This window comes from Pseudomonas alkylphenolica (assembly GCF_004025535.1).
GTDB lineage: Bacteria > Pseudomonadota > Gammaproteobacteria > Pseudomonadales > Pseudomonadaceae > Aquipseudomonas > Aquipseudomonas alkylphenolica_A.
The window spans coordinates 276,175-302,295 of sequence record NZ_QJRG01000042.1 but is presented as its reverse complement, the minus strand read 5'-3'; the positions used below and the strand labels follow the sequence as shown (position 1 = coordinate 302,295).

The window sequence follows — 26,121 nt, the reverse complement described above, 5'->3', positions numbered from 1 at the left end:
GATTTTGGAGGGGGACGTTGCCAAGGGCGTCTGTAGGATCAAGGCTGACCCGAAGCCGCGCCAGCAACCTGCGTGGCGGTCTCGACAATAACAATAGCCGGTGCGGGACGGGTCTATCCCGCGCCCTTGGAGAGTCACATGACTGCACTCATTCAATCCGCCCTCGTGGTAGGTGGCGGTTTTTCCGGAATGTCCGCGGCGATCGAGTTGCGCAAGCGCGGCATTGCGGTCGACCTGGTGGAAATCGACCCACACTGGCGCAACTATGGGGCTGGCATCAGTATCGGCGGGCCGACCTTGAGGGCGTTCCGTACGCTGGGCATCCTTGAGCGTTTTCTCGACGAAGGTTATGCCTGCGACGGCCTGGACATTTTTTCCGCAAGCGGCGTGCTGCTCACCCAGGTGGCGACGCCGCGCATCGCCGGGGACGAGGTGCCTGGCAGCGGTGCGGTGATGCGTCCGGTACTGGCCAGGATCCTGGCCGACGCCACGCGTGCCAGCGGCACCGATGTACGCCTGGGCTGCACCGTGACGGCACTGGATCAGGATGAGCAAGCGGCGACGGTGGATTTCAGTGATGGCAGTCAGCGTCGCTACGACCTGGTGATCGGCGCCGATGGCCTGTATTCGCAATTGCGCGAGCGGTTGCTCCCGCAGGCACCAAAGCCGCGCTACAGCGGGCAGGGCGTATGGCGTGCGGTACTGCCGCGTTTGGCGTCGGTCACACGCACCATGCTGTGGGTTGGCGATCACCTGAAGGTGGGCTTGAACCCGGTGTCGCAAAACGAAATGTACCTGTTCGTCAATGAAGATCGCCCGGTCAATGATTTTGTCCCGCCGGAGGAGTTTCTACCTCGGCTCGACGCTTTGCTGGCGCCTTTCAGTGCACCGCCGGTGCAGGAAGCTCGCGCGCTGCTGGACGAAAAATCGCTGGTGGTGTTTCGCCCGCTTGAAGGGCTGCTGGTGGAACAGCCGTGGTATTGCGGACGCGCCGTGCTGATTGGCGACGCGGTGCATGCCACCACGCCGCACCTGGCGTCTGGCGCCTGCATCGGTATCGAGGATGCCATCGTCCTGGCGCAGGAGCTTGAGCAGGCGCCGAGCCTTGCGGCGGCGCTTGAGCGCTTTCAACAGCGGCGCTGGGAGCGCTGCCGAATGGTGGTGGAGAACTCCATGCGCCTGGGCGAGATCGAGATCCATGGCGGCGACAAGGCCGAGCACATGCGCATCATGCACGCCTCATTTGCCGCATTGGCCCAACCGATTTGACCGCGAGCGAGAAAGCCATGACGTTGTTGAGCGAACATGTGGTGCTGGTAACCGGCGGTGGTTCAGGCCTGGGCCTGGGGCTTGCACGCCATTGCCTGAGCGAGGGCGCCCGTGTGGCGATCTTCGAGATTTCCAGCGAAAAGGTGGCCGGGCTACGGCAGGAATTCGGCCCCGACGTGCTGATCGTTCAGGGCGATGTAACCCGCCTGGACGACTTGCGCCGCTGCCGCGAAGAAGTGTGCACCCGGTTTGGCCGGCTCGATGCGCTGATCGGCGCGCAGGGCATTTTCGACGGCAACGTCGCGCTGACGGACATGCCCGAAGAGCGTCTCGACGCTTTGTTTGACGAAGTGATGCGGGTCAACGTCAAGGGTTACCTGCTGTCGGCACGGGTGTTTTTCGAGCTGTTGCGCGCCAGTGAGGGGGCGATGGTGCTGACTACGTCGACTGCGGCCTATGCCGCCGATGGAGGTGGCGCGGTGTACAGCGCGAGCAAGGGCGCCGTGCGCAGTCTGGTCAATCAGCTGGCGTTCGAGTTCGCGCCACACGTGCGGGTCAATGCCGTGGCGCCGGCCGGCATCGCCAACAGCCAGTTGAGTGGGCCACGCTCGCTGGGGCTGGAGGAACAGAAACAATCCGACATTCCCCAGGACGCCTTTCTCTCGATGTTCCGCTCGCTGAGCCTGCTCAAGGACCTGCCGACACCCGAGGATCACGGGCCGCTTTACGCGTTTCTGGCATCCCGGCATAACCGCATCATGACCGGCCAGACCGTGGTGGCCGATCAGGGCATGCTCAACCGGGCCGTGCTGCACCGGCAGCCCTGAGCTGCCGGCGGGCCGGTTCACTCAGGCACGGTTCTTCAGCAGCAATGGTGCTTCTTGCTCCAGCAGCTTTTGAACCGTGCGGGTCGCCAGGGTGTTGGGGCGGCGCAGTGAGCTGGCCAGTACCACGCTGCGCAACAGCTCCGGCTTGATGATGCGTGCAACGGAAAAGCGTGGGTCGTCGACGTGTTCAAACAGGCCGGAAGTGATGGCGTAGCCACCGCCGGCGGCAACGATTTCCCATTGCAAGCGAATCGAGTCGGCCTCCACCGCGCAGTCGAACTGAATGCCGTGGGACTTGGACAGTTTTTCCAGTCGCGCGCGTAACGGATGCGGCCGCGACGGCAGCACCAGCGGCAACCCCTGCAGGCTCGCCAGCTCGACGGTGGGCTGGGTGACGGCCGGGTCCTGTGCGCGCCCGACCAGCATCAGCTTGGGTTGCACCAGCACCGACTCTTCCTGGCTCGACACATCGGCTTCGCGCAGCAGCAGCGCCATGTCGACACGGCCTTCGTTGATCAGCTCTTCCAGGTGCGCGCTGCTGCCTTCGCAGATCTGCAGCTTGATGCGTGGAAAGCGCTCATGCACCAGCCGGTACAGCGGCCCGGCGATGGGTTCGACGGTGGACGGCAGCAGGCCGATGCGCACCTCGCCGATCGGAATGCCACCCGAGGTGCGAATCACATCGGAGACTTCCTCCGACTCCTCTACCAGCGCTTCGATACGCGGCAGGATCTGCACGCCGAATTCAGTGAGGTTGACCCCGCGCCCGGTACGGTTGAACAGCCTGACGCCACACTCGCGTTCCAGCTGGGAGATGTGACGGCTGATCATCGATTGCGGCACATCGAGTGCCACGGCGGCCTGGGTCAGGCTCCCCAACTTTGCGACCTTGATGAAGTGGTGCCATTTGGGGTCCAGAATCGATTGCAAAATCGAGTCTCCTCTTATTGTTGTTGGACGCATCGAGTGAATGGGTAATCCGTTCACCCGCTGCGTTGGGTGTAGGCATTGGCTCGCCACAGACTATACAGGCGCCATTGCCCGCGTCCACACAGCAGGCAGGTCAACACCCAAAGAGCGCCCATAAAGTGGGCGCTGTTCGGTCATCGCCTATGCTTTGAACACTTAAAGGATGAGCCGGGAAAAATCTGATGGCCACAGTGCTGATTGCCGACCCCATGCCGATCGTGCGCAGCGCGCTGCGCACGCTGTTGGAGGACATGGGGCATCAGGACATCCAGGAAGCTGCCGACGTTCCTGCGGCGCTGACGCTGGCACGCCAGTGCAATCCGCAACTGGTGATTCTGGAGATCGCCTTGCCCGGGCCTGGCGGTCTGGACCTGTTACGCCGCCTGCGCGCCCGTGATGAGGCCCTGAAGGTGCTGGTGTACAGCCTGCAGAACCCCGCACACTTTGCCCCGCTGTGTTTCCGGGCGGGTGCCAGTGGCTTTGTCAGCAAGCACGAGGGCATGGCCAGTCTGCGCAAGGCGATCAGTGATGTTTGGGCGGGTCGCGGCCATTTCGCCCGCGAGCACATGCAGCCGGGTGGCGGCGGTGAGCTCGACAGTCTTACGCCCCGCGAGTCGGCCGTGCTGCAACTGATCGCCGAGGGACGCTCCAATTTGCGCATTGCCGAAGAACTGCGCATCAGTTTCAAGACCGTCAGTACCTACAAGGCGCACCTGCTGGAAAAGCTCCACGTCAGCTCGAACGTCGAGTTGGCCGAAGTTGCCCGTCGCAACGGCCTGGTCGCGGGTCAGGAGCCTGCGGCAGGCGCGTTGGCGACGGATGTGTTTCCGGCGGAACTGGGCCTGTTGCGCAGTCTGGTGGATGCCGCGCCCAACCCCATGTTCGTGCGAACCACAGACGGGCGTTTGCTGTTCTGTAATCAGAAGTTCCTCGACTACTACCGCATCAGCGCCGAGGATGCCCTGGGAACCGGTTTTGCCGAGGCTCGCTGGTTTTCGCCAGCCGTGCGCAAGGCTCTGCCCGAGGGCTTTGCCCGCATTGTGCTCGAAGGCATACCCATGGCGGTCACCACACGGGTGGAGATATTTGGCGAAGCGCGGGTCATGCATTACTGGATGGTCCCGTACCGAGATAGCCAAGGGCGGGCGTGTGGCGTGCTGGGTGGGTTGCAAGACATCACCGACAGTGAAGGGCAACTTGTGACCCTGCAGGATCAACTGCTCGCCGCCGAAGCCCAGGCACGACGACAGGCTGATTTTTTCGAAGCATCGCTGAGCGAGTTGGCAGGGTGTATCGGCGCACTGGCGTTGCATCCCGCCACACCGGGGTTGTCCGGCCTGATCGAACGCCTGAGGCGGCTGGGGCGTCTGTACCAGTTTCAGGACAATGCGCGTGCACCGCTTGTTCAGGCCTGCGACCTGCCGGAATTCATCGGTCGCTGCCTCATCGGCCACCCGCAGTCGCTGTTCGGCGTGCAGCGCATCGACACTCGCCGGGTATGGCTGGACACCGACGCATTCTGCGACTGGATGACGACCGCCATCGGCCTGTTTCAGGCCGACACCGATAACCCGGCCCTGATTCATCTGGACATGCGCGTGCGTGGCCAGGGCCAGGTGCTGGCAAGGCTGGAAATGTCCGGGCAGGCCGCGGCGGAAAGCATCATCGACCTCAACCATTGCCAGCGAGTCGCCGAGTACCTGCATGGGCGATTTGTGCACAGCGACCATGAGCAACGCCTGGCGATCGAGCTTGAGCTGACCCTGCCCCAGGCCGGTTCGGCTGCAGCGATTGCGGAACAAGTCTGAGGGCGGCTTCAGGCGGACTCTGAGTTCTTTCCCGAAGGGGGCCCCATAGCATGTGAGCAACTCGAATCCTTTCAGGAGTTGCCACCATGATCCGCTGCTCGCACTTCTCCAGCCGTTGCCGCCCCGGCGTTCTCAGCGCGCTGGCCCTGGCCCTGCTCATTGCTGCCGGCGCGGCCACGGCAGGTCCCGCCAGTACTGTACCTGCGTCGCCGCCATCCAGCGTGGCGGCCCAGCCGCTGGTGCTGCAGGCCCATGCGCAACTGCTGGCAGGTGATCTGATCGCCGCGCAGGCGCTGCTGCAGCAAGCAGGCGCACAAGGGCAGGGCGGTAACCGCGCGCTGGCCGAACAGGCCTTTATCGAAGACGCCAGCGGCCGCCATATGCGTGCGCGGCAATTCTATGACGCTCTCAAGGGTAGCGATCAGGCACAGGTGATCGCCGTGCCGGCAGCGGTGAACCTGGCCGAACTCGGTCGCTTCGACGCCTCGCGCAAAGCCTTCGAGCAGTTGCGTCAGCAGTCGGCCAATGCCCAGATAAAAGGCTACGCAGGCCTCTGGAGCCTGTGGCTGGCGGCGCGCACTGCCAGCGACGCCGGGGTCAAGCCCGAGGTCATCCGCGCCCGTTTGCAAAAACAGGCACGGGCCATCCAGCCGGCCAGCGCACCACAGCGCGCGTTGCTGGCCCTGTATCAAGGTAAGTCCGACATTTCTGCAGTGTTTGCCGACATCGACGAACTGCAGGCACCCGACGCGGTGAAGCGTGATCTGCGCACCGAGGCCGGGCTGTTTGCCGGTGGCTACCTCGACTACGTCCGTCAGGACCACAGCGGCGCACTGCGCACCTACCAGCGAGCCCTTCAGCAGTCGCGCCCCACGGCGGTCGAGCGGCCGCTGCTGATCCAGACCAGCCGCGCCTTGCAGCTGTCCTCGCGCTGATCCATTCCCCCAGATTTTCTTACTACTCAGCTCAGGGTTCGGCCCTGGCGGGAGCCCCTCATGAACAGGATTTATCGTCTTGTATGGTCCAGAGCCCAGCAGTGCTGGTGTGTAGCCTCGGAATACGCCCGCAAAGCCGGCAAGGGTGGCCGTGCACTGGCCGTGCTTGGCCTCTGCGCTGTGAGCGGGCTCAACGCCATGGACGCTGAGGCTGCCGCCGGCCTGTACGTCAACGACAGCAGCGACTCGGCATGCGTGTTCGTCAACGACAGCGATGTCAGCGGCGATATGGGCTGGAAATACGACGGCAACAACAGCAATTGCGACGCCAGTGACAAGGCGGGCCAGACCGGGCGCGTGCTCTTTTACGGCAGCGGCACGCAGGGCAGCGATTCGCTGACCCTGGGCAACGAGCTGTATGTCAACGGCGGCCGTATCGGGCTGAACAACCGGATCGATGGCAGCAACTCGCTGGCCATCGGCAACGTGGCGACCGACGCGCTGGGCACTCAACTGGGTACCCGGGCCCTGGCCCAGGATTCGGTAGCGATTGGCAACGATGCCCTGGCCAGCGAGCAGAATGCCCTGGCCCTGGGCAGCAAGGCGCAGGCAGTGGCCCAGGACAGCGTGGCCTTGGGGGCCGGCTCGGTGGCGAGTACCGCCGGGGGCGTTGCCGGTTATATTCCCGGCGGCGCCGATGCGCAGCAAGCAAACGCCGTCAATGCTACCCAAAGCACCCTGGGTGCCATCGCCGTGGGTGATGCTGCCAGTGGTCAGTTCCGCCAGATCACCGGCGTTGCCGCCGGCAGCCAGGACAGTGACGCGGTGAACGTGGCGCAGCTCAGCAGCGTGGGTAACACGCCGATGACCTTCGTTGGCAACAGCGGTGCGGTGGACAAGAAGCTGGGCGATACCTTCGTTATCCAGGGTGCTGCGCTCAGCGCAGGAAACTATTCGGGTAACAACCTGAGAACGGAAGTGGACGGCGGTGGCAGCCTGCAAGTGCAAATGGCCGACAACCTCGTGCTCGATTCGGTGACCACAGGCGATACCTCGGTTGCGACCAACGGTCTGACCATCGCTGGCGGCCCGAGCGTAACCAACAGCGGTATCGATGCGGGTAACCAGAGAGTCGTCAATGTTGCCGAGGGCGCTATCAACTTCGGCTCCCTTGACGCCGTGAACGGTTCGCAACTGGCTACGACCAACCAGCAGCTGGACCAGAACACCAGCCAGCTCAACGACTTCACCACCAACATCAGCAACGGCAGCATCGGTCCGGTGCAGCGCACCGGCACGGATCAGCTGTCGCTGATTGCGGCGGGTGGCGATGCATGGGCGCCAGGTGTAGTGCAGACGCTCAATAACGTGGCCAGCGGATCGATCAGCATGTCGTCTACGGATGCGATCAACGGCTCACAGCTGTATACCCTGGCCAACGCCACTACCAACGCGTTGGGTGGCGGTTCGGCGGTCAACCCGGACGGCTCGATCTCTTCCCCAGTCTACAACCTTGACGGTACGTCGTTGAACAATGTCGGCGATGCCCTGGTCAACCTCGATGGCCGCGTCATACATAACACCAGCGACATCTTCACCCTGCAGCAGGACGCGCTGCAGTGGAACGGTATGTTGGGCGCTTACGATGCCAGCCATGGCAGTGGCGATGCGCAGAAGATCAGCAATGTCGCTGCCGGTGAAGTCAGTGAACTTTCCACCGACGCGATCAATGGCTCGCAACTGCACGCCACCAACCAGCAGGTACAGCGGAACACCACTGACATCAGCAACGTCACCACCAACATCAACAACATCAGCAATGGTTCGCTCGGCCCGGTGCAGCGCACGGGTACCGATCAACTGTCACTGATTGCCACGGGGGGTGATGCTACTTCGCCAGGCGCTGCGCAAGTGCTGAACAACGTCGCCGCCGGCGCGGTGAACGATACCTCCGTCGATGCGGTCAACGGCTCGCAGTTGCATGCCACCAACCAGCAAGTGGACGCCACGGTTACCCATGTCACACAGCTTGACGGTCGAGTAACCAACGTAGAAGGCAACGTCACCACCCTGCAGGGCGATGTCACCAACCTTGGTGACCATGTCGAGAACATCTATAACAAGGGCACCAGGTACTTCCACGCTAACTCCACCGGTACCGATTCTTCCGCCACCGGTGCGGACGCGGTGGCTATCGGCATGGGCGCGACCGCCAGCCATGGTGGCAGTGTCGCCCTGGGTGCCGGCGCCGTTGCAAATGGCAGCTCGCTCGGTCATCAAGCCTACCTGGTGGGGGGCACCGCCACGGGCGAAGTCAACATTGGCAACCGTCGCCTGACCGGGGTGTCAGCCGGCGCAGACGATACCGACGGTGTCAACGTCGCCCAGCTCAAAGCCATCACCAGCGGTGCGGTTGCAGATGCGGTGCTATATGACAGCAGCAGCCACGACCGCATCACCCTGGGCGGCACGACCTATAACAGCGTGACCAGAAGCGGCGGCAGCAAAATCACCAACGTCGCTCGCGGCGAGGACGACAGCGATGCGGTGAACCTGTCTCAGCTCAACGAGACCAACACCCGGGTCACCAATATCGACGGCCGCGTTACTGCAATCGACGGCACCATCACCACCATCAACAACGGCGGCGGCATCAAGTACTTCCACGCCAACTCGACCAGGCCTGATGCCGTCGCCAGCGGCGTTGATGCAGTCGCCGTGGGCCCGAACGCCCAGGCCAGCGGCAGCGGTGCGGTTGCGATGGGCGAGGGCGCCAGTGCCTCGGCGGATGGCAGCGTGGCCCTCGGGCAAGGCGCCAGCGACAACGGCCGGGGTGCGCAAAGCTACACAGGCAAGTACTCCAATGCGGCCAATGCCAGCGTTGGCACTGTCTCGGTGGGCAACGCGGCTACAGGTGAAACGCGCACTGTGAGCAATGTCGCCGACGGCAAGGAAGCCACCGATGCCGTCAACCTTCGCCAGCTCGACGGCGCGGTTACCGAGTCCAAGCAGTACACCGACGACTCCATCCACAACGTCAACAGTGAAATCGCCAACGTCACCACCAACGTCAGCAACCTCGATAACCGCGTGGGTCAGGTCGAAGGCGACGTAAGCAATGTGCAGAACGGCACCGACGGCATGTTCCAGGTCAACAACACCAGCAAGCAACCCAAGCCGCGCGCCACGGGTGCCGACGCGGTTGCCGGCGGGGCAGGGGCGCAGGCGTCGGCTGCCAACAGCGCGGCAATCGGTACGCGTGCGCGGGCCAGTGGCCGCAACGCCACGGCGGTGGGCAGCGACGCTCAGGCCCAGGCCGACAACTCGGTCGCACTGGGCGCCAACTCGGTGGCCGAACGCGCCAACAGTGTCTCCGTCGGCAGCGCCGGTAACGAACGGCAGATCACCCATGTGGCTGCGGGTACGGCGCCAACCGATGCGGTCAACGTCAAGCAGTTGCAGCAGAGCATGGGCGACATTTCCAACCAGTTCTATGACTACACCGACGCCCGCTACAACGCATTGCGTCACGACCTGAAGAAACAGGACGACATCCTCAGCTCGGGCATTGCCGGCGCCATGGCCATGGCCACGCTGCCACAGCCTTACTCGGCGGGGGCCAGCATGGCTGCTGCAGGGATTGGCAACTACCGCGGGCAAAGCGCCTTGGCAATTGGCGTGTCGAAGATTTCCGACAACGGCAAGTGGGTGACCAAGCTGCAAGGCAGCACCACCAGCCAAGGGGATACCGGCGTGGCCGTCGGCATCGGTTACCAGTGGTGAATGTTCCTGCCCGGGCCCGGCTACGGCCGGGCCGTTGCGAGGTGATCGAGATGAGAGCGCTGAACCCGATTGATACCCGAGCCGCCCACGTGGCGACACCCGATTCCAGAGAGGAACGCAGCATGAATACCCCACGCAAATGGCTGGCCAGCCTGCTTCTGCCGATCTGCCTGCTGGCCGGTTGCAACGGCGTCGACCACGCCGCTGTACAGCCAGCAGCGGCGCCAAAAGCCGAAAGCCTCGGCAACCTCGACTACCCGGCACTGCCGGTGATCCGTAATGCCGTGTTCAGCATGACGCCCCTGGTGGACGGCAAGCGCAACCCAGCGGTGATGCAGCAGATCTGCGGGCTGGCACGTGGTGAGGTTGATCGCGCCGAGGTTGAACGCTTTGTGGCCGGCAGCGGGGAAACTGTCGAGAGCCTGAACAAAAAAGGCGGCGTAACCGCTTTGCTGGTCAACGACAACCAGAAGGGCCGGGAAATCGCCTGCGCCGCGTACCTGGCCACCGCACCGCTGGTGCAGGTCGATGGCAGCGAGTTCATCAGCGCGAATAAAACGGCCGACGGCAAGCTGCAGGTCGATCCGGCGCGCCTGAGCGAAGTGATGGCGGTGCGTCTGGCCCTGTCGCGTACCGACGCCGAGTACTTCACCCTGATTGCGCAAAAGCTGCAGCAGTCGCCAGGGCTGAGCGACGCGCAATACCATGCGCGCACCCGCGAGTTGTTCGCCGAGCTGGCCCCGGCCTTTCTCAAACGCGTGAAGCAGCAAATGCCGTTGCCCGGCACCCACTTCAAACTCAAACAGCTGGATAAACAGCGGTTTGCGTTCAGCTCCGCCAATGGTGCCGAATACGAATACAGCACCGACGGTATGGTGCTGCGTCAGGACAACATCACCTGGTACGGCGAAGGGCAGCTGATGGGCCAGCGGCGGGCGCTGAACATCGCGTACTACCCCGAGGACGTCACCCGGCGTGTCAGGTAGCCAACGGCCTGTCTGACACGCCAGTGAGTGAAACGCTTCAAATGCCGGTGCGTGTGTCCTGGATCACCCCGCGACGCACCAGCACACGCCCGGCCGGCACACCTGCTACCGCCGCTGCAGCATTCGGGGCGTCGAGCAGCACGAAGGTGGCCTCGTTGCCGACCTTCAGGCCGTAGTCCTGCTTGCCCATCACCGCCGCGCCAGCGTGCGTGGCCATGTCCAGGGCCAGCTGCAGTTCTTCGTCCCGGTAGAAGCCCGAGCGATAGCCGATCAGCATGGCCCGTTGCAGCATGTCGGCATTGCCATACGGCCACCAGGCATCACGGATATTGTCATTGCCGGTAAATACCCGCACTCCTGCGGCACGCAAACGCAGGATCGGCGGGAAGGCGTGATCGCCCGGGGCATTGGTCATGATCGAAATGCCTGCTTCTCCCAGCAGGGTAGCGATGGCCAGCAGGACATCGTCGCTGACCTGGCCCAGGGCGTAGGCATGGCTGACGCTGACACGGCCCTGCAAGCCGGCGGCGCGGGTGCGGGCGGCGATGCGTTGCAGTTGCTCGACGCCTTGCAGGCCGGGCTCATGCAGGTGGATGTCGACTTTTACGCCATGGCGTTCGGCAATCCCGAAGACCACATCCAGCTGACCGTCGGCGTCACCATCCAGGGTGGTCGGGTCGATACCGCCGATCACCTCGGCGCCGTCGCGGACAGCCGCCTCGAGCACATCGGCGGTACCCGGGCATGACATCACCCCGGCCTGAGGGAAGGCCACCAGTTCAATGTCGACGATGCCGCGCCATTTCTCCCGCGCCTCCATCACCGCATGCAGGTTGGTCAGGCCGGTGGTGGCATCGACATCGACATGGCTGCGCATGGCGACGGTGCCGAACGATACGGCCTGACGGATCAGGGCGTCGGCGCGTTCCACAATGGGCGGTGCAAGGGCCAGCTCGCGTTTCTCAATGGCCAGCCGCTCACGCAGGCTGTCCGCCGGTTGGTGCGGGTGCCAGCGGTCGCCGACAAAGCTCTTGTCCAGGTGGATATGACCATCGACGAAACCGGGCAGCAGCAGTTGCCCATGTAGATCGATTGACTCCACACCTGCAACGGCACCGACATCGGTGCCCAGGCGGGCGATACGGCCGTCGGCAACGGCGATGGACAAAGGGCTGCCGTCAGCAGCGACGGCATTGACGAACACACGATCAATCATTTCACGACCTCTAGGGGGAGGCCGCGTACCCTATAAAAGCCGCGGCACATCGGCCAATTAAATATCGGGATCGATAGCAGTGGTTTTGTGAATGTGCGTTCAACCGCCGATCAGGTGCTTGAGTGGATGGTAGTCGGCCTTGAGGTTATGGGTGGCCTTTAGGATTGCCTCCTCGATGCCGCTCAGGTGGGTGCACACCAGGTCGATGGCAGCGGGCTGGTCGCCGGCTTCCAGGCATTCGATCAGGCGCAGGTGCTCGTTGCCCCGGCAGGCTTCATGACGTTCGTCATCCAGGGTCGAGGCGTACAGCGAACCGCGCTCGATCAGCTTGCGGAACCAGTCCATCAGCACCGGGTTGTCGAGCACCTCGGCCAGGCGCAGGTGAAATTCACCCAGCAGGTGCACATAGCGGGCGTGGTCACCGGCATCGGCTGCGGCCTCTTCTTCGGCAACATGCAGGCGCAGGGGCTGCAGCAGGCTTTTGTCGGCGCGTCGGCACAGCTCGGTGACAATGCCGATCTCGATCAGGCGGCGTGTCTCGAATACCGAACGGATGTCGTCGTCGCTGGGCAACGACACCCAGGCACCCTTGTTCAGCTCGGTGGACACCAGGCCATCGCCTTCCAGCTGCTTGAGCGCGGCGCGCACCGAGGTACGGCTGACCTTGAACAGTTCCGCCAGCGAAGACTCGCCCAGTTTCATGCCGGGGCGCAGGGTGCGCTTTCTGATCGCCTCGTGGACTCCCAGGTAGACACGCTCAACCGTCGAGGCGGGGAGTTTTTCCGTCATTACCAGCTCCGTGATTCCTTGATTGCCCCAGCATGCCGGAAATGTGTCGTGACCAAAAGTTTCGTTGCGAAATGAGCGGGAGGGCACCGCGCCTGCACGCTATGTCGTGCTGGTTGGCCTTCAGCGTCCCTTAACTTGATTGTGTGTACATATGTAGCAAGTAAGTGGATACATGTTTCCGCTTTGCGTTACGCATGTTCTCACCGTGGCGGGCTTTACCGCTGACCGTTTGGTCAGGTTACTGGGTGCGAAAGTGGTTTTTGTCAAAATTTAAAAGCGTTAAAAAACAATATCTTGTGATTGATTTTTACAATCGACCAACTGCCGTTCGGTACCCCTTTGGCACACATATTGTTCCTCGAAAATCGTCATACGAAAATTGTATGCAATCTTTGTATGCAGCGCCTTCCAGGCGTCGACAGCGGTCCCAACTCTTCAAGTCCAACAATAATTTGCTGCAGCGCCACCGGTGCTGTGGCAGGAGCCCGGGGAACATGCAATTGGATACTTCCAAACCTCTGGATACCGCGTACCTGTCACCCGATCCCGCCGTTACTGTGCAGGTTCCGGGGCACGCCAGCTTGAGCCCGAAACTGCACAATGCCGACCTTGCCCCGACCAAGGCCGCCGGCCGGCGCTGGGGCGGCTACAGCATCTTCGCCTTGTGGACCAACGATGTGCACAACATCGCCAACTATTCCTTTGCCATGGGCCTGTTCGCCCTCGGCCTGTCCGGCTGGCAAATGCTCGCCGCCCTGGCCGTGGGGGCAGCGCTGGTGTACTTCTTCATGAACCTGTCGGGGTACATGGGGCAAAAAACCGGGGTGCCGTTCCCGGTGATCAGCCGCATGAGTTTCGGCATCTACGGCGCCCAGTTGCCGGCGGTTATCCGCGCCGTCATTGCCATTGCCTGGTTCGGCATCCAGACCTACCTGGCTTCGGTGGTGTTGCGGGTGCTGCTGGTGGCGATCTGGCCGCAGTTGGCCAGTTATGACCACAACGCCATTCTCGGCCTGTCGAGCCTGGGCTGGGCCAGTTTTGTCGCCATCTGGATGGTGCAGCTGGTGATCCTGACCTTCGGCATGGAGATGGTGCGCAAGTACGAGTCGTTTGCCGGCCCGGTGATTCTCTCGACCGTGCTGGTGCTGGCGGTGTGGATGTACCAGCGGGTGGACGGCAACCTCGCCTGGTCGGTGGGTGAGCCGTTGACCGGGGTGAAGATGTGGACCCAGGTGTTTGCCGGTGGCGCCCTGTGGCTGGCGATCTACGGCACGCTGATCCTCAACTTCTGTGACTTTGCGCGTTCGTCGCCGTGCCGCAAGACCATCCGCGTCGGCAACTTCTGGGGCCTGCCGGTGAACATCCTGGTGTTTGCGGTCATCAGCTTCGTGTTGTCCGGTGCGCAGTTCAGCATTGACGGCACGGTGATCGACAGCCCGACCCAGATCATTGCCGCGATTCCCGACAAGACCTTTCTGGTGCTCGGTTGCCTGGCGTTCCTGATTGTCACGGTGGCCGTGAATATCATGGCCAACTTCGTCGCTCCGGCGTTCGTGCTTTCAAGCCTGGCGCCCAGCCGCCTGAACTTCCGCCGCGCCGGCCTGATCAGTGCGACGCTCGCGGTGCTGATCCTGCCGTGGAACCTCTATAACAGCCCGCTGGTGATCGTCTACTTCCTCTCCGGCCTCGGCGCGCTGCTCGGCCCGCTGTACGGGATCATCATGGTCGACTACTGGCTGATCCGCAAAGCACAGGTGCACGTCCCCGATCTCTACAGCGAAGCGGCCACCGGCACCTACCACTACACCCGCGGGATCAACTACAAGGCCATCGCCGCCCTGGTGCCTTCGGCCATTGCTGCGGTGCTGCTGGCGCTGGTGCCGGCGTTCAGCGACCTGACGCCGTTCTCCTGGCTGTTCGGTGCGGCCATTGCCGGCGGCGTGTACTACCTGATTTCCGATCGCAACAAACATTACGTGGACTGTTCCGGCGAGCACTTTGCCGTCGACAGCGCCCAGCACTGAGCGTCACGCACAAGGAACCGACCCATGAGAATACTGGTAGTCAACGTCAACACCACCGCATCGATCACCGAGGCCATTGCCCGCCAGGCGCGCAGCGTGGCTTCGCCCGGCACCGAAATCGTCGGCCTGACCCCGCGCTTTGGCGCCGAGTCGGTGGAGGGCAACTTCGAGAGCTACCTGGCGGCGATTGCAGTGATGGAGCGGGTGCTCAGCTACGACCAGCCCTATGACGCAGTGATCCAGGCCGGTTACGGCGAACACGGCCGCGAAGGCCTGCAGGAACTGCTCAATGTGCCGGTGGTGGACATCACCGAAGCGGCCGCCAGTGTCGCCATGCTGCTGGGGCACCGCTACTCGGTGGTCACCACCCTCGATCGCACCGTGCCATTGATCGAGGACCGCCTGAAGCTGGCCGGGCTGGAGAGTCGTTGTGCCTCGGTACGGGCCAGTGGTCTGGCGGTGCTGGAGCTTGAAGAAGATCCCGAGCGGGCTATCGAGGCGGTGGTGTCGCAGGCCGAAGAGGCTGTGCGTATCGACAAGGCCGAGGTGATCTGCCTCGGTTGTGGCGGCATGGCCGGTCTGGATGAGCGCATTCAGGCCCGTACCGGCGTACCGGTGGTGGACGGTGTGACGGCGGCGGTGGCCCTGGCCGAATCACTGGTGCGCTTGAAGTTGAGCACCTCCAAGGTCCGCACCTATGCGTCGCCGCGGCCCAAGCAGATTCTGGGCTGGCCGCGGGCCTTGCTCGGCTGAACACGACCCGCTTTACCGATCACTACCCCGCTTGCCGGGGTAGCTGGCTTTCAACTCAGCGACGCAGTTTGGCGCAATGATCCTGCGTCGGCTGCGCTGCCGTGTACCAGACATAGTCGGCACTTTCGGCGCTCACGGTCTTGCCCGCTTCGGCCAGAATCAGCACCTGATTGCCTTCGCCAGCCCCCAGGTCGCTCAGGTGCAGCGGTACCCCGAGGTCCTTGCGCACATGGAACGCCCCGGCCAGCAATACCGCCGGGGTAGGGGCGGCGAGCAGGCTTTCGGCCATCCGCCGGTCGCGCTGTTGCTGCACGGCGAGCATGGCCGGCATCTGGGTTTCGGGCAGCAGGCCGCAATGCGATTCGCGGATATCATCGAGCAGCGTGGCTTGCACCTCGGGACGCGTCGAGGCTGCGCCTTCAAGCACCGGGCGCTGCTTGTAGATCTGCATGATTTGCGCGCGATTCAGGTTGGCCGACAGCAACGGATAGGGTTGGCGCAGGGCATAGGTGACCAGGGCCCCGTACACGCTCCAGTCCCAGTTGGCCTGCCAGGCCAGGGCCTGGAACGCATCGCCCGGCGGCTGGCCGGCACGGGTCGCGGCCTGCGCGGCATTGACCTTGTCCTGTTGGTCGGGGTTGATCATTTCCATCAACAGGCTGCCCTGGGAACGCTGGCTGGCCAGTTCGCGCAACAGCCACAGTTGCACCGCATGGTGATCGGGGTTGTCATGCTGTTCGCCAACCAGCACGCGCGGTGCTTTCGCCAACTGCTCGATGAGCTGTTGCGGCGTAAGGGTGCGGCCGGTGGCCAGTTCCCGAATCACGCCAAGGTCGGCGTGATCACGCCCTTGCGGGGCAATCGGCGCCGGTGGCGGCAATACAGAATGGGATTGGCAGGCCGCCAACAGGCTGACCAGGCAAAGCAGCAGAAGGCGCATCGGGATTCCTTGCTCAGTAGTGGCCCCTCGTTCACCCAGTGAAGAGGGGAGTGGTATCAGCGCGCGATGATCAAAGGGTGTCCGCGTTCCGGGTGCTGGTGAATGAGCACCTGCAGGCCATACACCGCTGCCAGCGCATCGGCAGTCAGCACCTCGGCCGGCGGGCCGTAGGCGTGGGGCAGGCCGTCTTGCAGTAACAGCAGTTGATCGCAATAGCGCGCGGCGAGGTTCAGGTCGTGGAGGATCACCATCACGGCGGCACCTCGTTCGGCGAAGTCGCACACCGCTTGCAAAATGGTGTGCTGGTGCAGCGGGTCGAGCATCGAGGTGGGCTCGTCGAGCAGCAGCGTCTGCCCCTCGGCGCCCGGCCAGAGTTGCGCCAGCACCCGCGCCAGGTGAACGCGTTGGCGCTCACCACCGGATAGCGCGAGGTAGCTGCGCTCGGCCAGGTGCTGGGCATCTGCCGCGCGCAGGGCTTCGCTGACGATTTCGGCGTCACGCACGCGGCCACTGGCATGCGGCAGGCGCCCCATGCCCACCACTTCGTTGACCGAAAACGCAAAGTTCAGGCTCGAACTCTGCGGCAGTACCGCCAGTCGTCGGGCGCGCTCCTGGCCCGGCCAGTCGGCAAGCGGGCGTTTATCGAGGCTGACATGGCCCTCGGTAATCGCCAGCTCGCCGCACAAGGCGGCAAGCAGCGTGCTTTTGCCGGCGCCGTTAGGCCCCAGCACTCCGAGCACTTCGCCGGGGTGCAACTGGACATTGATGTTGGCCAGCACGGTGCGGCGCCCGCGCTCTACCAGCAAATTGTCTGCTACCAGCATCAGGAACGCCCCCGTACCAGCAAGAAGAGGAAGAACGGCGCACCAATCAGCGCGGTGACGATACCGATCGGCAGTTCGGCCGGAGCCAGCAGCAGACGCGCGATCAGGTCGGCCAGCAACAGCAGGCCGGCACCGGCCAGCAGCGAGGCGGGCAGCAACACGCGGTGATCGGGGCCGACCAGCAGGCGCATCAGGTGCGGCACTACCAGGCCGATAAAGCCGATCAGGCCGGCCGCCGCGACGGCGGCGCCGACGCCCAGTGCGGTGCACAGCACCAACTCCAGTTTGATCCGCTCGACATCAAAGCCCAGGTGACGCGCTTCCGACTCGCCAAGCAGCAACGCGTTGAGCGCTGCGGCGCGGCGTGGCAGCCACAAGGCCACCGCCACCACCACGATCAACAGTGGCCACAAACGCTGGTAGCTGGCGCCGTTGAGGCTGCCCAGGTTCCAGAAGGTCAGGGTGCGCAGGGTGGCGTCATCGGCGAGGTAAGTGAACAGACCGACACCGGCACCGGCCATGGCAGTCATCGCCACGCCCGCCAGCAACATGGTGGCGACGTTGGTCTGCCCGTTGCTGCGGCCAAAGCGATACACCACGAAGGTGACGATCAGGCCGCCGCCGAAGGCGCAAACCGACAGCACATAGGGCTCGATGGCCGGTGGCATGCCGCCCATCAAACTGCCGCCAACAATGGCAATGGCGGCGCCCAATGCTGCCCCGCCCGATACACCGACCAGCCCCGGGTCCGCCAGGGGATTGCGAAACAACCCCTGCATGGCGACCCCGGACAACGCCAACACCGCGCCCACGGCAATGCCGAGCAAGGTGCGCGGCATGCGGATCTGCCCCAGGATCAGGTCAGCCTGCTGCGTGACGTCGCCGTCCAGTTTCAGGCCGACCAGACGCAAGCCAGCCTTAAGGGTTTCGCCCAGAGGCAGGCTGACCGGCCCAAGGGCGAGGGACAGCCAGATGACCAGCAGCAACACCAGGCCCAGCGTAATCAGCATCGGCCGCGGTCGGACAATCGCCGTCATTGGCCAGCCTCGGCACTCAACGCCTTGGTCTTGGGATAGAAGGCTGCGGTCAGCGTTGCCAGAGCATCTGGAATTCGAGGCCCGAGGCCACCGATCAACAGCGTCGGGTCAATCACCAGCACGCGACCGTCACGACCGGCCTGGGTTTGCGCCAGCACCGGGTTCTGCTCGAGCAGCGCGGCGCGTGCCGCATCGCCTTGCAGACGGCTACCGGCCAACAGGATCACCTGCGGGTTGAGGGCCAGCATGGCTTCACTGGACACCGGTTTGTAGCCGATGTGGTCGCCCAGGCTCTGACCGCCGGCCTGTTCGATCATCCACGCCGCCAGGGTGTCCTTGCCCGCCACCTGCAAGTTGCCACCGGAGTGGCTGAGCAGCATCAGCACCCGTGGTGCCGGGCTTTGCTGACGGGCCTGTTGCACCACTGCCGCCTGTTGTTGCAGGCGTTGCTGGTAGTCGCTGATCAGGGTTTGCGCCTGTGCCTGCTGGCCCAGCAACTGGCCCAGGGTGGTCAGGTTCTGCTGCAGCGCCGGCACATCGGCCTTGGCTGACAGCAATTCGATGCGCACGCCAGCGGCCTTGAGCTGTTCCAGCACCGGCGGCGGGCCCATTTCATTGCTGCCAACCAGGATATCCGGGCGCAAGGCCAGAATGCCCTCGGCCGCCAGCTGCCGTTGATAGCCGACGCCGGGCAGGCTGTGCAGCGAACGCGGGTACTGGCTGGTGCTGTCGACACCGACCAGTTTGCTTTCGCCACCGAGCGCTACCACCCACTCGCTGAACGCACCGCCAGCGCTGACCCAGCGCTGGGGGAGGGCGTCACTGGCACTGGCCAGCTGGCTGAAGAGTATGCCGGCACAGGCCAGCAGGAGTTTCTTACGCATCTAGGGACTTCCTCAGGCGCTCATCGGGGTCGCGGATTCTGCCAGTGCACGCCAGTCGTCACGCTCCGGAACACCGGGCTTGCGCACACCGAACAGCTGGATGACCAGTTCGCCGTCGGCATCGAAGCCCTCGTAGCTGGTGACAATGCCATCGACGCTTGGCTTGCGCACACGCCACAGCTCGGTGATGCCGGTGGTTTTCAGGTGCAGGTTGAAAGCAGGATCCAGCACATTGAACCAGGTGTCCATCCAGCGCAGGTTACTGACCGGGCCGGAGTGAATCTGGATGCAGTGCTTGTTGCCGACGAACACCATGATCGGCACTTCGCGCTTGCCGGCTTCTTCAATCACATTAGTCAGTTCTACCGTGGCCAGCGGTTCGGCCCATTGCTCGCCGGCCAGGCGCAAGGCCTGGGTGCGCGCGACATCGTTGCGCTTGAGCAGGGCGAAGAAGTCGTGGGTGTCCTTGAGTTGCGACCACTCGTTGCGCAGGGTGTCGGCATCCACCTCGGCGTCCGCGCGTGGAGTTTTGGCGGCAGGCAGCGGTTGCAGGTCGAGCTCGGCGCTCTGCGCGTCGGCACGGAAACGCTCGACCAGCGGCGCCCAGGCGGCGGCTTCGCTGGTGGCGGTGAGGAAAACTTTGTGTACGGCAGTGCCCTGGCGATCGAAGATCTGGATGCTGCGCTGCGGGCCGCGTGCGGTGTTTTCGTCGACGGCAAAAACGCTCGCCCAGCCGCTGAGGAACAGGCGCAGGTCGATGTCCGGCGACAGCACCATGCCCATCTGGCCGCTGCCCATGATTGTCACTTCGTGGTAAACGCCTTTGCGCTCATGAACGCAATGTTCGTTGCGGGTCAGGGCCATGATGTAGCCCAGCTCGCCGAGCGCCGGCAGCAGCGTCGTCCATTCCGGGCGCAGGCGCACGGTATCGACACCCAGGCGGCTGGCGGTCAGTTCGGCTTCGCTGACGCCGAGCTTGGCGGCGGCATCGCGGGCGCGCAGGCCCGATTGCTCGGCGCGCAGCTGTTGCCATTGCTGGTACAGCGCAGGGCCGGTGGTCCGGGCGAGAGGGGTGGCAGTCATGGTGAACTCCTTCAGGGTCATCGGTTCGCCGTAAGGGCGAATTCTATTGGTATTTGCACGCGGCTGGGTACGGCCCGGCCGTCGACAATTTCGGGGCGAAAACGCCAGCGGGTCACGGCGTCGAGCGCCGCCTGATCAAGACTTTCAATCCCCGACGAGCGAATCAGCGTGAGCTTGAGTTGCCGGCCGCGTTCATCCAGGCACACTTCGACCTGCACCACGCCTTGCTGGTTGCGGCGGCGCGCCTGCGACGGATAGCGCGGCGGCGGCGGCGGACTGACAAAACTGGGGCGCAGGCTCAGTACCGGTGCTGTCGGCGGCGATGCAGGGGCCGGTGCGCGCGCGATAGCAGTGTTTACGGGGGCTGAAACCGGTGCCCGTTGGCTGGGTGCTGGCTGCACCGGTTTCGGTGCAGCGCTGGGCTGGACCGGGCGCTGCCTGGCTTCTGGCGGTGGCGCTTTGGCGAGTGCCGGCTGTGTCTTGGCCGGCAGTGGTTTGGCGGCAGCAACAGGCTTGGTCGGGGCGGGTGCTTTGGGCGTTGGCGGAACGTCGGCCACTGTCGGCAGCGGACGGGCAGGGAGTACGCGTGCAGGCTCGGCGGCCGACGCCAGGCTCACCAGTTGAATGGCCATAGGTGTTTGCCACGCCAGTGGTTCGGGCGCTGCCCGTAGCGAGTACAGCAGCCAGCCAGCGCTCAGATGCAGCGCGACTGACAACAGCAGATAGCCCCAGGGTTGCTTCATGCACGATCGTTTCTTATTGAATTAGAATGTGTATGGTAATTATTTGCATTTGCAAGTCAAGCTGGTTATTGTCGCCGCCGCTGCCACATGAAGCGTTTTCAGCGACCCGCCTTTCCCTGGAAAAGGGCCGATCGCCGAGCTCATAACAAAATCAAACACATCCCCGTCAGCCCCGACGGTGAGCGCAGGCGCCCCCATGGCCAGCCTGCAAGCACCGCGGCCTGACCATCAGGAGTCAGTTAGATGTCGATCCGCCCGCCATTTCCCCAGCGTTCCTGGCTTGCCTTGCTGCTGCTTTCGCCATCGCTGGCCCTGGCTGCCGAGCCCGTTACCCAGTTCGATACCATCAGCGTGACCGCCACCCGCACCGAGCAGACCCTGCTGCAGGTGCCGAGTACGGTGTCGGTGCACAACGAACGTGAAATCGATCAGCACAACGACAAGAACCTCAAGGATCTGGTGCGTTACGAACCGGGCGTTTCGGTGAGTGGCACCGGCAGTCGCTTCGGCCTCTCCGGCGCCAACATTCGCGGTATCGACAGCAATCGCGTGTTGACCCAGGTCGATGGCGTGCGCGTTCCGCAAAGCAACTTCTTCAGCCCGTTCCAGGACGTGCGCAGCAACTACGTCGACCTCGACACCATCAAGCAGGTCGAGATCATTCGCGGGCCGGCGTCTTCGCTATACGGTAGTGATGCCATTGGCGGAGCCGTCAGCTTCCTGACCAAGGACGCCGCCGATTACTTGGAGGAGGGCGACGACGCCTATGCCCGGTTCAAAACCGGCTACGACGGCAGCGATGACAGCTGGCAGCGCAGCGCCACTTTCGCCGGGCGAACCGGCACGGTCGACGGCCTGCTGCACCTGGGGCGCCGCGACGGTCAGTCGACCGACACCTGGGGTGGCAATGGCGGCGTGGGCAGCGCGCGTGAAGAGGCCAACCCACTCGACTACACCACCAAAAACCTGCTGGCCAAGCTCGGCTGGGACTATGCCGATGGCAACCGCTTGCAATTCACCTACGAGCGCTATCAGGACGATGCCGACAGCAACCTGCTGAGCGACATCACTTCGCGGGCGACCTCCGCCAGTCCCGCGATCCGTGGTTCGCAGTCCAAAGACAGCATCGACCGCGACCGCTACAGCCTGGAACACACCCTGAGCCTGGACAGCCTGTTGGCCGACCAGCTGAAATGGCAGCTCAACTATCAGGAAAGCAACAACAACCAGAAAACCCTGCAGCAGCGCCAGACCGTCACCGGCGTCAACCGCGTGCGCACGCGCGACTCGCAGTACGATGAGCGTCTGTGGAGCCTGAACACCCAGGCAGACAAGCAGTTCGTTGTCGGCGATACCCGCCATCACATGATCTACGGTGCCGAAGTCAAACGCATCGAGGCCAGCAACCTGCGCAAAGGCAATGAAGTACGCCTGGACACCGGCGCCAGCGCGCCGGCCACCGAGAACTTCCCGGTCAGCGACTTCCCGGACCCGACCAGCGAATCGCTGGGCCTGTTCGTTCAGGACAATATCGAGATTGGCCGCTGGACTTTGTTGCCGGGCCTGCGCTACGACTACTACCGCCAGACCCCGCACGTCACCGACGAATTCCTCAATGGCCTGCCGTCTGAAACCGACCCGTCGCGCATCACCGACGATCACATCTCGCCAAAATTCGCCGTCACCTACCAGCTGACCGAACATGAAAGCGTTTACGGCCAGTACGCTGCCGGCTTCCGCGCGCCGAGCCCGGTCAATATGTACGGCGAGTTCAGCAACCCGCAGTTCGGTTACCAGCAGATCGGCAACCCGGACCTGAAACCGGAAACCAGCGACAGCTACGAAATCGGCCTGCGGGGTCGCTACGACCAGGGCAGCTTCGGTGTGGCGCTGTTCTACAACAAGTACAAGGACTTCATTGACACCGGTACCGTGCCTGATCCTGACGGCAACGGCTTGCTGACCTTCCAGCCGCGCAACGTGGGCAAGGTCACCATTCGCGGTGCCGAGGCCAAGGGCGACATCAAGCTGGATGCCTTCATGCCGGTCGGTACCCGTGCCCTGGGCTCGATTGCCTATGCCCGTGGCAAGGATGAAGAAACCGGTCAGGCGCTCAACAGCGTTGACCCGCTCAAGGCCGTGATTGGCCTGGGTTACGATGCCCCGAGCGGTGTCTACGGTGGCCAGCTGACCTGGACCCTGGTGCAGGCCAAGGACCGTGTCGACCACACCGACGACGCCGATCTGCTGATCAACCGTCAGTTCGAAACCCCGGGTTACGGCGTGCTTGACCTCAATGCCTGGTGGCAGGTTACCGAGCAGGTGTCGATCAATGGCGGTCTGTTCAACGTCACCGACAAGCAGTACTGGAACTGGGGTGATGTGCAGGGCCGCGATGAAGATGCTGCGGGCCTGGGGCGTCTGACCCAGCCCGGACGTTATGCAGCGGTTAACGTGATCTGGGAAATCTGATCAGATAAAAAAGGCCGCGCTCACCGGTGAGGTGAGCGCGGCCTTTTTTTGTCGGTAGCAATCTGGCGCTAGCCATCAATCGTCGTCGTCATCATCCCGGTCGCGGCGGCGGTCGTTGTCGTAGCCGCGATAGCGGTCATTGTCGCGGTAGCGTTTGTCGTAGTTGCGGTGGTCGCGGTCATTGCGGTCGTCGTCCCAGTCGCGGGAGTAGCGGTGGTCGCGATCCCAGCGGTGATCGTCGCGGTCGTAATCGTGGTAATAGCAGCCGGCACTGGTGGCCAGTACGGCAGTGATTACGGCAAATCGGGTCAGGTGTTTCAGCACTGTGGTTCCTTGATCCGCACAGCGGTAGATAGGGTAATAGCTCAGACTGTGTTTTCTTGATTTTGTTTCAGTACCCGGCCTTCTGTAGGAGCAGGATCCCTGCAGGACCTGTGGGAGCGGGTTTACCCGTGATGAATTTCGGAAACTGGCGACAAAAAAAAGCCCACACGCGGTGGGCCGAAGAAAGTTCTGAAGGGAGCGGACCTACAGTGATGTCCTACAGTTAAGCGAGCGTTAACGCCGGTCAGTCATTGATACGCGGCAGCACGATACGCGCCCGCAAGCCGCCACCCGGTTGATTGCTCAGCTTCAGCTCACCACCTTGCTCACGCACCGCCGTGCGTGCCGAAGGCAAGCCCAGGCCGACGCCACCGGTATTGCGGTTGCGCGAGCTTTCCAGGCGAAAGAACGGCACAAACACCTCTTCCAGTGCGGCCTCCGGTATACCCGGGCCCTGGTCGCACACGTCAATGAACAGGCTGTGGGCATTGCTGCTCAAGCGAACCGCCGGTGGCTGGGCATACTTCACGGCATTGTCGATCAGATTTGTAATCGCACGTTTCAGCCCCAGCGGCCGCCCGAGGTACACCAGGTTCGCCGGACCTTTGAAGTCCACGGCAATCTGCTGGTCGCGATAATCGTCGACCAGGGTCTGCAGCAGCTCGGCCAGGTCGAACGGCGTGGCGGTTTCCAGGTGGGTTTCGTCGCGAAAGAAACCCAGCGCGGCGTTGATCATGGCCTGCATTTCATCGACATCGCGAAACAGCTTGCGCTGTTGCTCGGCATCTTCGATGAACTCGCCACGCAGGCGCATGCGCGTCAGTGGAGCACGCAGGTCGTGGGAAATGGCGGCGAGCATTTGCGTTCGTTCCGCTATGAAATGCTGGATCTGCGCCTGCATGGTGTTGAACGCAGTGATTGCCTGACGCAACTCATGAGGCCCCTCCAGGCGAATCGGCGGGGCGCGCAGGTCGCTGCCAAAGCGCCGTGCGGCGCGGGCAAAACGCTGCAGCGGGCCGGCCAGTTGCCGGGTACCGACCCAGGCCACCAGCAAGGCGGCCAGCAACGCCAGCAGGCCGATGATGGTAAAGCGCATGCCCGAACTCAGGCCCCAGCTGCGGTAAGGCGGAGTGAAATCCAGCCAACTGCCGTCGGCCAGTTGCATGACCAGCTTGTAGTGTGCCGTGGGGCTGTCTTCGGGCCAGTCGGCCGGTTGAAAACCTTCCACCTGGCGCGGGTGGCTTGCCAGTAGACCGCGCAATTCCGGCACCTCGTTCAGGTCAATCGGGGTACCGGGGCCGGGCAGGGCCAGGCTTTCCCGCTGCGTGCTCCAATGCACCTGCAACTGGGGATTGCTCGCTGCCTGCGCCAGGTGCTCGCGTTGATCGATGGGGGCCGCTTCAAGCATCCGGGTGGTGACGGCAATCTGTTCGAGCAAGCCGGTCTGGCTCAAGGGCGGGCGCGCCCAGACGCCCGCCAGCTGCACGAAGGCGATATTCAGCGCCACCGAGATCAGCATGGCGGCAATGATCGTCAGGGCAATGCGCCGGCTGATGCCGTCGCGGCGCAGGTCGAGGCGGATCATGAACGGCTGACCTTGGCGTCGAACAGGTAGCCGCCGTTACGCACCGTGCGGATCAGCGCCGGACGTTTGCTGTCGGGCTCGATCTTGCGGCGCAGACGGCTGACCTGCACGTCGATGCTGCGGTCATAAGCTTCGTGCCCCTGGCCTCGGGCGAGGTCGATCAACTGCTCGCGGGTGAGGATGCGCTGCGGGTGCTCAAGAAAAACCAGCAGCAAATCGAATTCACCGGCCGACAGCGGCACCATCACCCCGTCCGGGGTGCGCAGTTCACGACGGGTGACGTCCAGCTGCCAGTCGTCAAAGTGGATCAACGGCCGGGTCTCTTCACTCAGCGGGCGCTGTTGTTCTCCGGCGCGGCGCTGTACGGCACGCAGGCGGGCCAGCAGCTCGCGGGCATCGAAGGGTTTGCCCAGGTAATCGTCGGCGCCCAGTTCCAGGCCGACGATGCGGTCGCTCAGCTCGTCCATGGCGGTGAGCATGATGATCGGGATGCTGGTACTGCTGCGCAGTTTCTGGCACAGGTGCAGGCCGCTTTCGCCGGGCAGCATCAGGTCGAGAATGATGGTGTCCGGGCGCTGCTGCTCAATGGCCGCCCACATCGCCGTGCCGTTGGCGGCCAGGTCGACTTCATAGCCATGCATGACAAAGAACTTTTTCAGCAGGGCACAAATTTCCACATCGTCATCGACGATCAGCAGTCTGCTCACGATCAGGTCCCGTGGGGCGTGAAAAGGTGCGTATCTAAAACCATTCTGCGGCGCCGGTCATATATTTCAATCACGTAATAAAGCTGCAATCAGGAAACAAAGCGGACATCAGCCAGCAAAGGCCCTGGGCGATCCTGTCGGCCATCCAAACCAAAGGGAATTT

At 63.4% G+C, this 26,121-nt stretch carries 21 protein-coding genes; 9 read left to right on the top strand and 12 right to left on the bottom strand.

Annotated features, from left to right (window positions below; genetic code table 11):
* The first annotated feature begins 138 nt into the window (after positions 1 to 138).
* Positions 139 to 1,269, top strand: coding sequence for an FAD-dependent oxidoreductase (locus tag DM813_RS12675; RefSeq protein WP_128323737.1), 1,131 nt, complete (start codon positions 139 to 141; stop codon positions 1,267 to 1,269).
* A 17-nt stretch (positions 1,270 to 1,286) separates the two neighbouring features.
* Positions 1,287 to 2,096 carry an SDR family oxidoreductase gene (locus DM813_RS12670; RefSeq protein WP_206617382.1) on the top strand — a complete coding sequence of 270 codons (810 nt, stop codon included), beginning with the start codon at positions 1,287 to 1,289 and terminating at the stop codon, positions 2,094 to 2,096.
* A gap of 21 nt (positions 2,097 to 2,117) precedes the next feature.
* On the opposite strand, the gene DM813_RS12665 is transcribed toward DM813_RS12670, so the two are convergent.
* Positions 2,118 to 3,026, bottom strand: a complete 909-nt coding sequence (locus DM813_RS12665) for a LysR family transcriptional regulator (RefSeq protein ID WP_128323736.1) — start codon at positions 3,024 to 3,026, stop codon at positions 2,118 to 2,120.
* 221 nt (positions 3,027 to 3,247) lie between these two features.
* Between DM813_RS12665 and DM813_RS12660 the strand changes: the two genes are divergently transcribed.
* From DM813_RS12660 to DM813_RS12645, 4 genes are all read left to right on the top strand, one after another.
* On the top strand, positions 3,248 to 4,873 hold the full coding sequence (locus DM813_RS12660; RefSeq protein ID WP_128323735.1) for a response regulator: 1,626 nt from the start codon (positions 3,248 to 3,250) through the stop codon (positions 4,871 to 4,873).
* 86 nt (positions 4,874 to 4,959) lie between these two features.
* Positions 4,960 to 5,808 (top strand): hypothetical protein, encoded by an 849-nt coding sequence (locus tag DM813_RS12655; protein ID WP_128323734.1) that lies wholly within the window; start codon positions 4,960 to 4,962, stop codon positions 5,806 to 5,808.
* A 60-nt stretch (positions 5,809 to 5,868) separates the two neighbouring features.
* Positions 5,869 to 9,591 (top strand): YadA-like family protein, encoded by a 3,723-nt coding sequence (locus DM813_RS12650; RefSeq protein WP_128323733.1) that lies wholly within the window; start codon positions 5,869 to 5,871, stop codon positions 9,589 to 9,591.
* Between the two features lie 122 nt (positions 9,592 to 9,713).
* Positions 9,714 to 10,577, top strand: a complete 864-nt coding sequence (locus DM813_RS12645) for a hypothetical protein (protein ID WP_128323732.1) — start codon at positions 9,714 to 9,716, stop codon at positions 10,575 to 10,577.
* Between the two features lie 37 nt (positions 10,578 to 10,614).
* Here DM813_RS12645 and DM813_RS12640 read toward each other — a convergent pair whose 3' ends face one another.
* The gene (locus DM813_RS12640; RefSeq protein WP_128323731.1) at positions 10,615 to 11,793 is read right to left on the bottom strand and encodes an amidohydrolase family protein; all 1,179 of its coding nucleotides are present in this window, start codon (positions 11,791 to 11,793) and stop codon (positions 10,615 to 10,617) included.
* Between the two features lie 99 nt (positions 11,794 to 11,892).
* Positions 11,893 to 12,582, bottom strand: coding sequence for a GntR family transcriptional regulator (locus tag DM813_RS12635; protein WP_128323730.1), 690 nt, complete (start codon positions 12,580 to 12,582; stop codon positions 11,893 to 11,895).
* Between the two features lie 494 nt (positions 12,583 to 13,076).
* Between DM813_RS12635 and DM813_RS12630 the strand changes: the two genes are divergently transcribed.
* Together DM813_RS12630 and DM813_RS12625 are read left to right on the top strand one after the other, a co-directional pair.
* Complete coding sequence (locus DM813_RS12630) at positions 13,077 to 14,606, top strand: NCS1 family nucleobase:cation symporter-1 (RefSeq protein ID WP_128323729.1); 1,530 nt, start codon at positions 13,077 to 13,079, stop codon at positions 14,604 to 14,606.
* 24 nt (positions 14,607 to 14,630) lie between these two features.
* Positions 14,631 to 15,359: an aspartate/glutamate racemase family protein gene (locus tag DM813_RS12625; RefSeq protein WP_128323728.1), complete on the top strand. Its 729-nt coding sequence runs from the start codon at positions 14,631 to 14,633 to the stop codon at positions 15,357 to 15,359.
* 55 nt (positions 15,360 to 15,414) lie between these two features.
* Here DM813_RS12625 and DM813_RS12620 read toward each other — a convergent pair whose 3' ends face one another.
* From DM813_RS12620 to DM813_RS12595, 6 genes are read right to left on the bottom strand one after another with little or no spacing between them, the layout of a single operon-like run.
* On the bottom strand, positions 15,415 to 16,299 hold the full coding sequence (locus DM813_RS12620; RefSeq protein WP_128323727.1) for a ChaN family lipoprotein: 885 nt from the start codon (positions 16,297 to 16,299) through the stop codon (positions 15,415 to 15,417).
* A gap of 56 nt (positions 16,300 to 16,355) precedes the next feature.
* Positions 16,356 to 17,123: a heme ABC transporter ATP-binding protein gene (locus DM813_RS12615; protein WP_128323726.1), complete on the bottom strand. Its 768-nt coding sequence runs from the start codon at positions 17,121 to 17,123 to the stop codon at positions 16,356 to 16,358.
* Entirely contained in the window at positions 17,123 to 18,106 is a 984-nt protein-coding gene (locus tag DM813_RS12610; RefSeq protein WP_164897242.1) for a FecCD family ABC transporter permease, read from the bottom strand. The genes DM813_RS12615 and DM813_RS12610 overlap by 1 nt, the downstream gene beginning before the upstream one ends.
* Positions 18,107 to 18,156: 50 nt before the next feature.
* Positions 18,157 to 19,044, bottom strand: a complete 888-nt coding sequence (locus tag DM813_RS12605) for a heme/hemin ABC transporter substrate-binding protein (protein ID WP_128323724.1) — start codon at positions 19,042 to 19,044, stop codon at positions 18,157 to 18,159.
* Positions 19,045 to 19,056: 12 nt separating this feature from the next.
* Positions 19,057 to 20,127: a hemin-degrading factor gene (locus DM813_RS12600; protein WP_128323723.1), complete on the bottom strand. Its 1,071-nt coding sequence runs from the start codon at positions 20,125 to 20,127 to the stop codon at positions 19,057 to 19,059.
* Positions 20,128 to 20,144: 17 nt separating this feature from the next.
* Entirely contained in the window at positions 20,145 to 20,870 is a 726-nt protein-coding gene (locus tag DM813_RS12595) for an energy transducer TonB (RefSeq protein ID WP_128323722.1), read from the bottom strand.
* 243 nt (positions 20,871 to 21,113) lie between these two features.
* On the opposite strand from DM813_RS12595, the gene DM813_RS12590 reads away from it, so the two are divergent.
* Complete coding sequence (locus tag DM813_RS12590; RefSeq protein ID WP_128323721.1) at positions 21,114 to 23,342, top strand: TonB-dependent hemoglobin/transferrin/lactoferrin family receptor; 2,229 nt, start codon at positions 21,114 to 21,116, stop codon at positions 23,340 to 23,342.
* 75 nt (positions 23,343 to 23,417) lie between these two features.
* Here the strand turns inward: DM813_RS12590 and DM813_RS12585 are convergent, their stop codons facing one another.
* The 3 genes from DM813_RS12585 to DM813_RS12575 form a co-directional block, all read right to left on the bottom strand.
* Positions 23,418 to 23,666: a hypothetical protein gene (locus DM813_RS12585; protein ID WP_164897239.1), complete on the bottom strand. Its 249-nt coding sequence runs from the start codon at positions 23,664 to 23,666 to the stop codon at positions 23,418 to 23,420.
* A gap of 244 nt (positions 23,667 to 23,910) precedes the next feature.
* Positions 23,911 to 25,251 carry a sensor histidine kinase gene (locus DM813_RS12580; RefSeq protein WP_128323719.1) on the bottom strand — a complete coding sequence of 447 codons (1,341 nt, stop codon included), beginning with the start codon at positions 25,249 to 25,251 and terminating at the stop codon, positions 23,911 to 23,913.
* Positions 25,248 to 25,958, bottom strand: coding sequence for a response regulator (locus tag DM813_RS12575; protein ID WP_128323718.1), 711 nt, complete (start codon positions 25,956 to 25,958; stop codon positions 25,248 to 25,250). The genes DM813_RS12580 and DM813_RS12575 overlap by 4 nt, the downstream gene beginning before the upstream one ends.
* Positions 25,959 to 26,121: the final 163 nt, after the last annotated feature.

Coding starts and splice junctions, on each gene's coding strand:
- DM813_RS12675 (WP_128323737.1), top strand. CDS start 139: ATGACTGCACTCATTCAATCCGCCCTCGTGGTAGGTGGCGGTTTTTCC.
- DM813_RS12670 (WP_206617382.1), top strand. CDS start 1,287: ATGACGTTGTTGAGCGAACATGTGGTGCTGGTAACCGGCGGTGGTTCA.
- DM813_RS12660 (WP_128323735.1), top strand. CDS start 3,248: ATGGCCACAGTGCTGATTGCCGACCCCATGCCGATCGTGCGCAGCGCG.
- DM813_RS12655 (WP_128323734.1), top strand. CDS start 4,960: ATGATCCGCTGCTCGCACTTCTCCAGCCGTTGCCGCCCCGGCGTTCTC.
- DM813_RS12650 (WP_128323733.1), top strand. CDS start 5,869: ATGAACAGGATTTATCGTCTTGTATGGTCCAGAGCCCAGCAGTGCTGG.
- DM813_RS12645 (WP_128323732.1), top strand. CDS start 9,714: ATGAATACCCCACGCAAATGGCTGGCCAGCCTGCTTCTGCCGATCTGC.
- DM813_RS12640 (WP_128323731.1), bottom strand. CDS start 11,793: ATGATTGATCGTGTGTTCGTCAATGCCGTCGCTGCTGACGGCAGCCCT.
- DM813_RS12635 (WP_128323730.1), bottom strand. CDS start 12,582: ATGACGGAAAAACTCCCCGCCTCGACGGTTGAGCGTGTCTACCTGGGA.
- DM813_RS12630 (WP_128323729.1), top strand. CDS start 13,077: ATGCAATTGGATACTTCCAAACCTCTGGATACCGCGTACCTGTCACCC.
- DM813_RS12625 (WP_128323728.1), top strand. CDS start 14,631: ATGAGAATACTGGTAGTCAACGTCAACACCACCGCATCGATCACCGAG.
- DM813_RS12620 (WP_128323727.1), bottom strand. CDS start 16,299: ATGCGCCTTCTGCTGCTTTGCCTGGTCAGCCTGTTGGCGGCCTGCCAA.
- DM813_RS12615 (WP_128323726.1), bottom strand. CDS start 17,123: ATGCTGGTAGCAGACAATTTGCTGGTAGAGCGCGGGCGCCGCACCGTG.
- DM813_RS12605 (WP_128323724.1), bottom strand. CDS start 19,044: ATGCGTAAGAAACTCCTGCTGGCCTGTGCCGGCATACTCTTCAGCCAG.
- DM813_RS12600 (WP_128323723.1), bottom strand. CDS start 20,127: ATGACTGCCACCCCTCTCGCCCGGACCACCGGCCCTGCGCTGTACCAG.
- DM813_RS12595 (WP_128323722.1), bottom strand. CDS start 20,870: ATGAAGCAACCCTGGGGCTATCTGCTGTTGTCAGTCGCGCTGCATCTG.
- DM813_RS12590 (WP_128323721.1), top strand. CDS start 21,114: ATGTCGATCCGCCCGCCATTTCCCCAGCGTTCCTGGCTTGCCTTGCTG.
- DM813_RS12580 (WP_128323719.1), bottom strand. CDS start 25,251: ATGATCCGCCTCGACCTGCGCCGCGACGGCATCAGCCGGCGCATTGCC.